Raw genomic sequence first — 12,136 nt, 5'->3', positions numbered from 1 at the left:
CGCGCCGCCCCCCGGGCTGCGAGTTGGCCGGGTTTGGGCGCGGGGGCGGCCGTGGTGACCGCCTTGGCCCCCAACCCGGCGTCGCCACCCGCGACACCCTGGTTTTCGGGTTCGGCGAACGACAAGGTGTGGAAGGCCCAGGAGCCGACCGTGCCGGGGGTGCCGTCGGGGCGCAGCACATCCGTGGGGGCGCCGTCCGGGTCGAAACCGAAGTCGGTGAAGCGGAACAGCATGCCGAGGCCGATGGCCTTGCTGTACGCCTCCTTCAGGGTCCACAGGCGCAGCAGGGCGGGGTTGCGCTCCGCGACCGGCAGGGACTCGATCCGCTGTGTCTCGTACGGGGTGCACATGTGCCGGGCGAGTCCGGAACCGTACAGGACGCGGTCGCTGCGCTCGGCGTCGACGCCGATGGCGCCGTCGCCGGCGAGGCCGACCAGCAGCAGGTCGTCGGTGTGGCTGAGGCTGATGTGCACCCCGTCGTAGCCGCGCAGGAAGGGGCGGCCGGTGAGGCTGTAGCCGAGTTCGACGGACTGCGGCCGTACGCCGAGCGCCGCCGCGGCGGCGAACTTCAGCAGGACCCGGGAGGCGGCGAACCGGGTGCGGACCTTCGGGTGCGTCAGTTCCCGGTAGCGCTCCCAGTCATGGCCGAGGAGCACGCGCAGTCGCCGGGTGCCCGCCCCTTCGGGTTGCCAGTCGTCCTGGCGGGCGCAGAGCAGCGCGGCGCCGTGCTGTTCCAGGTCAGTGCGTACCCTGCGCCAGCCCGCCGAGGGCCCGCGGATCGCGATCGGTTCCCCGAGGGTCCGGCCCGGGGTCGGGCGCCCAGGTGCCGTCATCGAAGGTCTCCATCGTGTGGTGAAGATCGGACAGCACGTCGGCCGCCGTCGCGCCGTCGATCACCCGGTGGTCGAAGGTGAGGCCGAGTCGCATCATCGGCGCGGGCACCACGACGCCGTCGCGGACCACCGCGCGGTCCACGATGCGGCCCGCGCAGAGGGTCACGGCGGTGCCGCCCGCCGAGTGGAAGCCGTCGACGGTCCGGTGGCCCAGCGAGCTGACCGAGACGGTGCCGAACACGCCGGCCCGCCGGTGCGGATCGCGCAGCGCCGCGGCGAAGGCGGCCCGGCCGAACGGGACCGGGAGTCGGCCCAGTGTCCGTACGCCCTTGAACTCGGGGAGTTCGGCGGCCTGTTCGCCCCGGTAGCGGTCGATGCGCTGCTGGATCTCGCGCAGGTTCGCCGCCTCCAGGCCGGGCAGGAGCGCCGAGAGGACGGTGCGTTCGCCCTCGACGGGCCGGTCCAGGGCGACTTTGGCGGTGACGCCGTCGAAGCGGACGATCCTCGGGCGTCTGAGCGGTGCGGGCCAGCCGGGTGCCATGACGGCGTTGGCCTCCGGATGCCGGTCGAGGACCCGCCCGGCCGCGTACAGCAGATAGCTGACCACCGAGTAGCGCCGGCCGTTGTCGCGGGCGACGGCGCGGTGCGCCTGGACGCGGGTCATGTCGACGTCGGTGTCCAGGTGCACAGGCCGCTGGGCCGCCGCCCACTCCAGGAAGTACAGGGTGTGGCGGCGGCGCCGTACGGCCTCGGCGGTGGTGCTCACCCGGTCACCGCCAGTTCGTGGATCTCCTTGAGGCTGCGGGCCGCGAGGACCCTGCCGACCGGGATCTTGCGGCCGAGGGCGGCTTCCAGGGCGGTGACCAGCTTGAGGAGGTACAGCGAGTCCCAGTCGGGCAGTTCGTCGAAGTCGGCGGCCACCTGCTCGGGGGTGAGCGGCATGCCGATCTCGTCGTTGACGAGCCGGACGTAGTCGTCGAGGGTGAAGCCGCCCGTGGCGGGCGCGGGGGCGGTGCCGTCGATGCTCATATCTTCTCCAGGGCGAAGCCGGCCTTGATCCACTTGCTGGACTCGACGGCGACCGCGAGGGCCCGCTCGCCGCCGGACATCCGCTCCAGCAACTTCTCGATCTGCAGGAAGGGCAGGGCGTTTCCGTTGTTGCCGGTGTCCGCGACGCACGAGACTTCGTGCGCGGCCGGCATGTCGAGTTCCTCGGTGATCCGGCGGGTCATCCGGCCGGACAGCTGGGGCGGCAGCAGATAGTCGAGCTGGTCGGCGTCCCAGTCGAGTTCGCCGAGCAGCTCCCAGAGGATCTCGACGGCCATGACGGGCACGGACTCCTCGATGGCCTTGTAGTCCTCGGTGAGGGCCTGCCGGTCGTCGTACCGGTCGGCGAGCCCGAACCACTCGATGATCTGTCCGGGCTTGCGGCCGAGGCCGGTGAAGCGGTTGAGGACGTGGCGCAGTGCGACGCCCTCGCCGCGTGGCTCGTCGGTGAGGACGGCCGCCCCGGCGCCGTCACCGAACAGGACGTAGTTGACGAGGTCGCCGGGTGCGGCGCCGGACACGTCGCGCCCCAGGTCGAGGTGTTTGCTGCACACGTCGCCGCCGATGACGAGGCCGGTGCGGTACTGGCCGGAGGCGATCATCGACTGGGCGACGCCGAGGGCCTGTACGGCACCGGCGCAGCCGGACTGGAGCTGGAAGGTGGGCACCTGGTCCAGGCCGAGCTGGTCGGCGACGTGGTTGACGGTGGCGGGCATCAGGGTGTCGGGGGTGGCCGTGCCGAGCACGATGAACTCGATCTCGGACGGGTCGGTGCCGGGGGTGGCGAGGGCCCGCTCGGCGGCCTGCGCGCACAGGTCGGCGAGCGACCAGCGCACCACCCCGGTGCCGAGGTCCCGGGCGAAGTACCGCGTCCTGGTGCCGATGAAGACCTCGATCCACTCCTCGTTGATGCCGAGCACCTTGGCCAGGGTGGCGTTGTCCACCGGGTCGCCGGGCAGCGCGGTGCCGATGGCGGCGAGATAACTTGTCGCAGTCGTCGGGGTGGTCATGCCGTCCTCTCCTCTTCCCTGAGCGCCGGGTCCTCCTGGCGGTCGCCGTGGTCCGCGGGGCCGGGCGGCGTCGCGCCGGACTCGCGCAGGAAGGCGATGAGGTCGCCGATGGAGGAGAGCCGGGGCAGCAGGTCCTGGACCGTCAGGGTGCCGAGGCCGGTGAGCCGGGCCTCCAGCCGGTTCTTCAGTTCCATGATCATGACGGAGTCGAAGCCGAGGTCCTCGTAGAGCCGGTCGTGGGGGCCGATCTCGGCGTCGGCGTAGCCGCCGACCAGCCGGACGGCGTCGAGGACGGCGTCCGTGACCGGGTCCGCCGGGCCGCCGGGCCGGTCCGGGGTGAGGACAGCGGAGTCCTGGGTGGTCTCCGGCTCCTGGTGCGGTGCGCCTGCCGGGGTGGTCGGCCCGGCCGCCGCTGCCGGGGTCCGCACGGAATGCCTCGCCCAGTAGCGGGTCCGGGTGGAGAAGGCGTACGGCGGCAACGGGTGCGCGAGGCGTTCCTCGGGTGCGTACGCGGCGTCCCAGTCGGGTTCGACGCCGCCGCGGTACAGCTCGGCGAGGGCCTCGGCGAGGGCCCGTCCTGCGGACTCGGGGTCGCGCACCGGCAGCACATGTGCCGGGCCCGCGCCCGTGGCGGGCCCGTCGAGGCGGCGCACCATCCCGGAGAGCACCGGCCCGGGGCCGATCTCCACCAGGTGGGTCGGGTCCGCGGCGAGCAGGGCCGTGGCCGCGTCACCGAACAGCACGGTGGCGCCGATGTGTTCGACCCAGTACGGGGCGTCCATCGCCTCGCCGTCGAGCACCCGGCCGCGCACGGTCGAGTACACCGGGATCTCGGGCACCGTGCCGCCGACCTCTTCGGCGATCTCGGCGAAGCGGGCCAGTACGGGCCGCATCAGCGGGGAGTGGAAGGCGTGCGACACCTGGAGTCTGCGGGTGGTGAGTCCCGCGGCGGCGATCTCGGCGCCGATGCGTTCCAGGGCCGCCAGGTCGCCGGAGAGCACCGTGGCGGTGGGGCCGTTGACCGCGGCGACACCGACCAGGGGTTCCGCTTCGAGCCACGCCGCCAGTTCCGCCCGGGCGGCCCGGACGGACAGCATGCCGCCGCCCGCGGGGAGTTCCTGCATCAGGGCGCCGCGGGCGGCGACCAGCCGGGCGGCGCCGTCCAGCGGGAGCGCCCGGGCCAGGACGGCGGCGGCGAACTCGCCGACGCTGTGGCCGAGGAGCATGCCGGGGTGCGCGCCGAGTTCCGTCAGGGTCCGGCCCAGGGCGTAGCCGACGGCGAACAGCGCGGGCTGCGTCCACCGGGTACTGTGCACCTCCTCGTCGCCGGCGAGGATCAGGTCGCGCACGGACCGCCCGGTGTACGGGAGCAGCGCGGCGTCGGCCTCGTCCAGGAAGTGCCGGTAGAGCGGCGACTGTGCGTACAGTGCGGCGGTCATCCGCGGGTACTGCGCGCCCTGACCGGTGAACAGGAACGCGATACGGGGCCGGCCGGCCGGAGAGCCGGAGAGCCGGGCGAGCAGTTCGGGTTCGGCGGCCGACTCGCGCAGGGTGGCGACGAGTTCACGGGTGTCCGTGGCGGCGGTCGCGAAGCGGTGGCGGTGGCCGGTCTTGACCCGGTTGCTGGACCTGGCCAGCGGGCCCAGCGGCACCCGGCGGGCCGCCGCCGCGTCCGCCTGGGCCAGCAGGTTGCGGCGCAGTGCGTCGGCGTTCGGCGCGGTGAGGGTGAAGACGGCGGCGCCGATGCCGCCGGGCGCGGCGCCGTCGGCCCCTTCGGGGCGGGCGGCGGGCGCGGGCGCGGACTCCAGGACGGCGTGTGCGTTGGTGCCGCCCATGCCGAAGCTGCTGAGTCCGCCGACGGCGGGTCCGGCGGGCAGCCGCAGCGGGGCCTTCAGCAGGCGCAGTCCGTGGTCGCGCAGCTTGAGCTGCTTGCTCTCCTTGGCCGCGTGCCGGCTGGCGGGGACCACCCGGTGGTGCAGGGACAGGGCGACCTTGATCAGCCCGGCGATGCCGGCGGCGCCCTCGGTGTGGCCGAGGTTGCCCTTGACCGAGCCGAGGGCCATGGGCGTGCCGGATCGGCCGGCGTGGTGGTGGCCGAGCGCCTTCACCTCCATCATGTCGCCGAGGCCGGTGCCGGTGCCGTGGGCCTCGGTGAAGACCACGTCGGAGGGTTCGATCCCGGCCCTGCGGTAGGCGGCGCCGAGGACGTCCTGCTGGGCCCACCGGTTGGGCGCGGTCAGCCCGTTGCTGCGGCCGTCCTGGTTGACGGCGGTGCCGCGGATGACGGCGTACACACGCTGGCCGTCGGCGAGCGCGTCCCGCAGCCTGCGCAGCACGACCGTGCCGACGCCCTCGCCGCGGCCGATGCCGTCCGCCTCGCCACTGAACGGCTTGCAGCGCCCGTCGGGGGCGGAGAGTCCGGCCTGGGTGTAGAAGATCGACAGGGCCGGGGTGAGGGCCACGTTGACGCCGCCGACGAGTGCGTGGTCGCATTCCTCGGCCAGCAGGGCGTTCACCGCGAGATGCGCGGCGACCAGCGAGGAGGAGCAGGCGGTGTCGACGGCGAGGCTCGGGCCCTTCAGGTCGAGGTGGTACGAGATCCGGTTGGCGGTCATGCAGTAGCCGTTGCCGGAGCCGACCTGGGCGGTGACGTTGGCGTAGTCGGTGAGGTGCAGGTGCGCCCACTCGTTGCCCATGATGCCGACGAACACCCCGGTCCGGGTGCCGGCGAGGGTGCGCGGGGCGATCCCCGCGTCCTCGACCGCCCGCCACGCGGACTGCAGCAGCAGCCGCTGCTGGGGGTCCATGGCGGCGGCCTCGCGCGGGGAGATGGTGAAGAACTCGTTGTCGAAGGCGTCCGGGTCGGCGATGAAGCCGCCCTCGGTGGTGTTGGTGCGTCCTTCCTCCCCGGCCGGCGAGTAGAACTCCTTTGCGTCCCACCGCTGCCGGGGCACCTCCCCCACCCCGTCTGCGCCGCGCATCAGCAGGTCCCAGTAGGCGCCGGTGTCGGGCGCCCCCGGGAATCTGCAGTCGATGCCGACGATGGCCACGGGTTCCATCAAGCGTCGCCGCCCTGCGCGGTGCCCGCGGCGAGCTCCTCCAGGAGGTGGCCGGCGAGCGCGTGCACCGTCGGGTAGTCCCAGGCGATCGTCGGCTCCATGACGACGTCGAAGTCGTCCTCGATGTCGCCGCACAGGCTGAGGGCGGCGACGGAGTCGAGACCGTACTCCGCGAGGGGCACGTCCGGGTCGATGTCGGCGGGCTGCCGCTTGAGGTAGAGGGCGATGCGCTCGGCCAACCACGTGGTCAAAGACTCGGTGGTGTGTCCGGTGGTCGGAACGGGCATGGTGCACTCCTCGGCGGGGTGAGCGGTGGTCGCGTGCTGTCGTGGTGCCGTCCGGCGGCCGTCGTGGACGGCCGGGGTCCGTGGCGGGCCGGCCGGCGTCCGTCAGCCGGTGAGCGGGGTGTCGTACAGGTCGTAGCCGGTGCGCGCATGGAACCTGCGCAGTACTTCCTCGTGCAGCCGGGCGTCCACGGACGCCGGGAGCGCGGTGGGCCGCCGGCCGAGCCGCCGGGCGAGCCGGTGCAGTGCGGCGGCGAGCCAGGCGGGGTCCGCGAGGAACGCGTCGTGGCCGTCGTGGGCCGCCTGCTGCCGGACGCCGATCGCCGCGGCGGCGGCGAGCAGGACGGCGTACCGGTCGGCGAGGGCGAAGGCGGCGGGACCTGCGAGGGCCGTACGGTCCTGGGGTGCGAGCGTCCGGCTCGCCTCCTGGACCTGTCGCAGCTCGTCCACCAGGTCCCGCACGAGCCCCTGGACGGCCCGTTCCTCAGGGGTCGCGCCGCGCGGTGTGTCGGCGGCGGCGACCAGGGTCGCGCTGAGCCCGTCCCGTCCGCTCGCCAGGGTGAGCCGGTCGAAGGGGAGGTCCGGCAGTGCGGCGCGCGGTCGGAAGAGTTCCGCGGGGGCCGGTTCGTCGCTGAACCAGGAGCGCCGGGCGAGCCGGGACAGCTGGGGGATGATCGTGGCCTGGCAGGCCGCGGAGCCGGCGTGGCCGAGGCTGAGCACGGGCAGGTCCCGAAGGTGCTTCTGGAAGATGCCGTGTTCGCCCTCGCGGAGGTAGAAGCGGGCGCCGAGCACGATGGACAGCTCGTGCAGGGTGTCGGTGAGCAGCTTCGGGACGAGGTACTTGGTGGCGGCGGCGAGGACGCTGGTCTGCTCGGGCAGCAGGTGCACCGCCCGGGTCGCGGCCAGCGAGAGGCTGTCGCAGGTCAGCAGGTCGGTGAAGGCCCCGGACAGGGTGGCCTTGGCGTGCGGGATGTCCAGGACGGACTTGCGGTAGAGCCGTCGGCCCAGCGCGAAGCGTACGACGGTGCGCAGGGCCGTGTCGGCGGTGCCGACCGCCATGCCGGGCAGCGCGGCCCTGGTGATCTGGAAGGCGCGCAGGGCGGTTTCGACCCCGGTTCCGCTCTCGCCGACGAGGGCCGAGGACGACACGGGCGTGTCGTCGAAGCGCAGTCCGGACAGGTGGCAGCCGCGCACGCCGACGGCGTCGTAGCGCGGCAGCACCCCCCAGGTGTCCGTGCCGAGCCCTTCGCGCTCGACGAACAGCACGGAGTGGCTGCGGCTGCCCGGTGCGGGGCTGGTGCGGCTGAACAGCACCCAGGCGTCCGCGCGGTCGGCGTTGTTGATGACCTGCTTGGCGCCGTTCAGCAGAAATCCGCCGCCCGGCGCGGGGCTGGCCGCGAACTCGTTGCGCACGAAGTCGTTGCCGTGCGCGAGTTCGTGGTAGGCGACCGAGACCTTGCCGCCGCCGGTGAGGATCCGGGCGAGACGTGCGCGTTGCCCGGCGTCCCCGGAGGTCCAGACGTTCACCCCGGCCATGAAGGAGGTCACGCCGTAGCCGAGGCCGAGGGCGACATCGCGGCGGAACACCTGCCGCATGACCCGTACCAGGGTGTCGAGTCGCTCCAGGCGGCCGCCCTCGGCGCTCGGCACGAACTCGGCGCCGAGCCTCAGTTCGTCCAGGGCGCGCTCGCCGGCCGCGGAGAGTTCACCGGCCTCGTCCGCCTCGATCAGCCGGGCGTAGGACAGTTCGCCCGCCTCGTCGGTGGGGTCGCCGAGGCGCCGGTCCAGTTCGGCGACGCGTGCCGCGGCCCGTGCCTCCTGTCCCGGTGCCCCGTGGCCGTCGGCCGCGGCGGCGGTCGCCTGGCGCGGGTCCTGGGGCTCAGCAGCGATCAGCATGACGTCCTCTCCCTCTCGCCGGCGGCCGCGCCCTGCGCCGCGGGCCGCCGCTCGGGGCCCCGCTGCGGCAGCAGCGAGAACAGCCGGCCCGAGGAGCGGGCCGCCCGCAGGGCGCCGAGCAGTTCTTCGTAGGTCTCGGGGCCGGCCGCCGCCGGTTCGCCGAGGCGGACCAGGAGCCGGTCGAGGGCGGTGTGCAGCCACAGGCCGTCGCGCCACAGCGCCCCGGTGGCGGGTTCGCCGAGGTCGCCTGCGTCATCGGGGACGCCTGCGTCTTCGGGGGCTCCGGGGACGCCTGCGTCTTCGGGGGCTCCGGGGTCGCCTGCTTCGCCGGGGGCGCCGAGGAAGCGGTCGGCGCTGTGTGTCCACAGGCCGAGGCAGGCCGCTCCGGCCCAGCACAGGGTGTAGCGGCGCGCGACCTCGAAGGCGGCGGGCGGTACCTCGGTGAGCGCGCCCTGGTACTCCTCCATCTCGGTGTGCACCGCGGTGGTGACGGCGAGCAGCCGCCGCGCGGCCTCGGCGACCGGGCCGAGCGCGGGGTCGTGGCCCGCGCGCCGGGTGATCTCCTCGACGGAGGCGGCGAGCCCCGCCATGAGTCCGCTGCCGTGCCGGGCGACGAGTGACAGCTTCGTCGGGTCCAGGGGCGGCAGCGGTGCGCCGAGATCGCAGGCGGTGGCGCCGCCCGCCGTGTCGCCGGTGCCGCGCCGGAAGCCGCGTACCAGTGACCGGAACTGGTTGATCAGGGAGTTGAGGTTGACCAGGGTGTTGCCGTCGAAGAGTCCGACGATGCGGTGGTCGCGCTGGAGCTTGGCGAACCGGCCGTCGGCGTGGACGCCCTTGAGGAAGGCGCGGGCGCCGAGCAGCCCGGTCAGATCGGCGAGGATCTGGTCGGTGCCGGTGGGCAGCAGGTACTTGGTGACGGCCGAGGTGACGCCGAGTTCCGCGGTCTGGCTCTGCACGGCGCGGGCGGCGACCAGCGCGACCGCCTCGTGCAGCAGGACGTCGGCGGCGGCGCCGGTCAGCACATGCCGGGCCTGCGGGAGGTCGATCAGCCGCCGGCCGTACAGCTCGCGCTCCTCGGCGAAGTCCAGACCGAGCCGCAGCCCGTGGTCGCCGGCGCCGAGCGACAGCGCCGCGCACATGGTGCGGGTGAGCTGGAGCGCCTTCAGCACGATCTCCAGACCGGCGCCCTCGGCACCGACGAGGGCGGTGCGCGGCACGCGGGCGCCGTCGAAGGCGATGCCCGAGATGTCGGCGCCGCGGATGCCGTGGGTGCGGATCTTCGGAAGGTGGCGGTAGCCGGCCTCGTCGAGTTCGCGCTTGTCGACGAGGAGGACGCTGAAGCCGCGCGGGCCCCCGTCCGGGCGGGTGCGGGTCAGCAGCGACAGCACCGACCCCCGGGTGGCGTTGTTGATCAGCCATTTCTCGCCGCTGACCAGCCAGTGGTCCGCGGTGTCCGCCGTCGCGTCGGTGTGTACCTCGCCGGCGAGCAGGTCGCTGCCGTGGGCGCGTTCGGTGAGCCCGAGGGAGACCGGGACCCCGGCCATGATGTCGGCGCCGAGCCGGGCGCCCTGCGCAGCGGAGCCCGCCACCCACACGCAGACCCCGCCGAGGTAGGTCTTGCCGTGGCCGATGGCGCAGGTCAGATCGCGGCGGGCGACGGCGCGGACGAGTTGGAGGACCTGCTCGTAGTCGCGCAGCCGGCCGCCGTGCTCGACGGGTACGTACTGGTCGGGCAGGCCCCACTCCTCGAAGCGGCGGCAGATGTCGGCGGGGAACTCCTCGTTGTCGTCGAGTTCCGCGCAGCGGGCGTAGGAGAAGACCTCGTCGGGGTCGCCGGGGTCGCCGAGGAAACGGTCGAACTCCTCCGCGAGCCGGTAGGGCGGGTGTTCCACGTCAGACCACCGATTCCAGGGACGGGGCGGCGGGCCCGGCTTCGGCGGCCGGACCGGTGTCGGCGGCGGCGACCAGTTCGCGGACGGCCGGCTCCAGGACCTCGTACAGCGCGGTGATCTGGCCGTCCAGGAACAGCTTGCGCATCAGGGTCCGCTGGATCTTGCCGCTGGTGGTCTTGCGGACGGTTCCGGGGCGGACCAGCAGGATGTTGCCGGCCGGGATGCTGAACTCCTTGCTGATGAAGCCCTGTACCGCGGAGGCGAGGGTGCGCAGGTCGCCGGAGACGCTGCCGGGGCGGACCTCCTGGATCGCCACCAGGTGCTCGCGGTCGGTCTCGACGGCGAAGACGGCGCCCGCGCCGGTGCCGAAGGCCGGGTCCACGGACTGGACGGCGCGTTCGACGTCCTGCGGGTAGAGGTTGCGGCCCGCGAGGATGACCATCTCCTTGCGCCGGCCGGTGACATAGAGCTGTCCGTCCCGCAGGACTCCCATGTCGCCGGTGCGCAGCCAGCCGCCGTCGTCACCTTCGCCGGTGGCGTCGCCTGCGCCGTCGACTTCGACTTCGACTTCGCCGGTGGCGGCGCGGATCACCGCGTCGAAGATCTCCTTGTTGGTCTCGGGCCGCTTCCAGTAGCCGGAGGCGATGCTGTCGCCCTTGAGCCAGATCTCGCCGACGTGTCCCGCGGACCTCTCGACGCGGGTCTCCGGGTCGACGATGCGGACCTCGAAGTCCCGCGCGATCCCGCTGCTGACGAGGGAACGCGTGGGCTGGTCCGCACGCGGGTCGGCGAGTTCGCCGCGTTCCAGGGCCGCGGCGTCGACGTCGAGCACGCGGGGGGCGGCGGTACGCGGGGTGCCGGAGACCAGCAGGGTCGTCTCGGCCATGCCGTAGCAGGGGAAGAACGCCTCGGGCCTGAATCCCGCGGGCGCGAAGCGCTCGGTGAAGGCACGGACGGTCTCGGCCCGGACCGGTTCGGCGCCGTTGCAGGCGGTCGTCCAGGTGGACAGGTCGAGCGTCTCCAGCTGTGCGTCGGTGACCCTGCGCACGCACAGGTCGTAGGCGAAGTTGGGGCCGCCGCCGCTGGTGACCCCGTAGTCGCCGATCATCTTCAGCCAGCGCACGGGTCGTTTGAGGAAGCTGAAGGGCGCCATCAGGACGGCGGGGATGCCGAGGTAGAGCGGTTGGAGGATGTGCCCGATCAGGCCCATGTCGTGGTAGAAGGGCAGCCAGCCGCCGCACACGGTTTCCGGGCCGGTGCCGAGCGACCGCTGGATCGCCGCCTCGTTGGCGAGCAGGTTGCGGTGCGAGACCACGACGCCCTTGGGGTCGCTGGTCGAGCCGGAGGTGTACTGCAGGAAGGCGAGGCTGTCCGGGGTGAGGGCGGGGGCGTGCCAGGCGTCCGCGGCGCCCTGTGCCGGGTCGTCGGTGGCCAGGCACGGCACGTCGGTGATGCCCTCCGCGGCCAGCCAGGCGGAGATCTCGGGGGCGTGGGCCGAGTCGGTGAGCACCGCGCACGCCTCGGCGTCGCGCAGAATGCCGGAGACCCGGGAGAAGTGCTGGCCCTGCTCGGTGGGCAGCGGTCCGGGCACGGCCACGGCACCGGCGTACAGACAGGCGGTGAACGCCTTGATGAAGTCCAGGCCCGCCGGGTAGAGCAGCAGGACCTGGCGGCCCGCGGCCCCGCGCGCCTGGAGCCAGGACGCGATCCTGCGCGCCTCCTGGTCGAGCCCGGCGAAGGTGAGGTGCTGGGGCACCGAGCCGCGGGCGTCGTCGGGCAGGAAGATGAAGGCATCCGCGGCGCTGCGGGCTTCGGTGCGTTCCAGAACTATTTCCGTGAAGGTCCGGAAGTTCGTCAACGTCTTTCTCCGACCTCTCCGAGTTCCGCTGGCGTGGCGCCGGCACGGGTTGCTCTGACATGACGATCGTCGTCCGGGGCGCTAAGGAGACGCTTGTGCGTTCCGGGCACCCGGTGGCCGTGGACGGCGCGCACCCGCACCGTCCGGCCTGGGCCCTGCCGTCACATTCCCTCCCCCAGCCTTCGGCCGGGAGGTGCCCCCAGCCCCGCGACCCTCCCCCAGCTACCGCTGGAAGGTGCCCCCAGGCACGCACTCTC

The 12,136-nt window shown here is 73.4% G+C and carries 9 protein-coding genes; all 9 read right to left on the bottom strand.

Annotation, left to right across the window (positions count from 1 at the left end):
* The coding region (locus ACWEKM_RS20075; RefSeq protein ID WP_451622531.1) for a 4'-phosphopantetheinyl transferase family protein at positions 1-833 on the bottom strand (833 nt) is incomplete at its 3' end.
* Positions 739-1,599: a 2-oxo acid dehydrogenase subunit E2 gene (locus ACWEKM_RS20070; RefSeq protein ID WP_451622530.1), complete on the bottom strand. Its 861-nt coding sequence runs from the start codon at positions 1,597-1,599 to the stop codon at positions 739-741. The genes ACWEKM_RS20070 and ACWEKM_RS20075, both read right to left, overlap by 95 nt.
* Complete coding sequence (locus ACWEKM_RS20065; protein WP_451622529.1) at positions 1,596-1,862, bottom strand: acyl carrier protein; 267 nt, start codon at positions 1,860-1,862, stop codon at positions 1,596-1,598. Before ACWEKM_RS20065 ends, ACWEKM_RS20070 begins: the two co-directional genes overlap by 4 nt.
* Positions 1,859-2,890, bottom strand: a complete 1,032-nt coding sequence (locus ACWEKM_RS20060) for a 3-oxoacyl-ACP synthase III family protein (RefSeq protein ID WP_451622528.1) — start codon at positions 2,888-2,890, stop codon at positions 1,859-1,861. Before ACWEKM_RS20060 ends, ACWEKM_RS20065 begins: the two co-directional genes overlap by 4 nt.
* Positions 2,887-5,949 carry a type I polyketide synthase gene (locus ACWEKM_RS20055; RefSeq protein ID WP_451622574.1) on the bottom strand — a complete coding sequence of 1,021 codons (3,063 nt, stop codon included), beginning with the start codon at positions 5,947-5,949 and terminating at the stop codon, positions 2,887-2,889. Before ACWEKM_RS20055 ends, ACWEKM_RS20060 begins: the two co-directional genes overlap by 4 nt.
* Complete coding sequence (locus ACWEKM_RS20050) at positions 5,949-6,236, bottom strand: acyl carrier protein (RefSeq protein ID WP_451622527.1); 288 nt, start codon at positions 6,234-6,236, stop codon at positions 5,949-5,951. The genes ACWEKM_RS20055 and ACWEKM_RS20050 overlap by 1 nt, the downstream gene beginning before the upstream one ends.
* Before the next feature lie 102 nt (positions 6,237-6,338).
* Complete coding sequence (locus ACWEKM_RS20045) at positions 6,339-8,129, bottom strand: acyl-CoA dehydrogenase family protein (protein ID WP_451622526.1); 1,791 nt, start codon at positions 8,127-8,129, stop codon at positions 6,339-6,341.
* On the bottom strand, positions 8,123-10,021 hold the full coding sequence (locus ACWEKM_RS20040) for an acyl-CoA dehydrogenase family protein (protein ID WP_451622525.1): 1,899 nt from the start codon (positions 10,019-10,021) through the stop codon (positions 8,123-8,125). Before ACWEKM_RS20040 ends, ACWEKM_RS20045 begins: the two co-directional genes overlap by 7 nt.
* Position 10,022: 1 nt before the next feature.
* Entirely contained in the window at positions 10,023-11,879 is a 1,857-nt protein-coding gene (locus ACWEKM_RS20035; RefSeq protein WP_451622524.1) for a fatty acyl-AMP ligase, read from the bottom strand.
* Between the last annotated feature and the right edge of the window lie 257 nt (positions 11,880-12,136).

Source organism: Streptomyces sp. NPDC004752 (assembly GCF_053601275.1).
Note: the sequence above shows the minus strand (reverse complement) of the source record. Positions and strands in the feature narration are given on the sequence as shown.

What these genes read in the sequence shown, in the direction of transcription:
- ACWEKM_RS20055 (WP_451622574.1), bottom strand. Translation starts at nt 5,949, where the DNA reads ATGGAACCCGTGGCCATCGTCGGCATCGACTGCAGATTCCCGGGGGCG.
- ACWEKM_RS20045 (WP_451622526.1), bottom strand. Translation starts at nt 8,129, where the DNA reads ATGCTGATCGCTGCTGAGCCCCAGGACCCGCGCCAGGCGACCGCCGCC.
- ACWEKM_RS20050 (WP_451622527.1), bottom strand. Translation starts at nt 6,236, where the DNA reads ATGCCCGTTCCGACCACCGGACACACCACCGAGTCTTTGACCACGTGG.
- ACWEKM_RS20060 (WP_451622528.1), bottom strand. Translation starts at nt 2,890, where the DNA reads ATGACCACCCCGACGACTGCGACAAGTTATCTCGCCGCCATCGGCACC.
- ACWEKM_RS20065 (WP_451622529.1), bottom strand. Translation starts at nt 1,862, where the DNA reads ATGAGCATCGACGGCACCGCCCCCGCGCCCGCCACGGGCGGCTTCACC.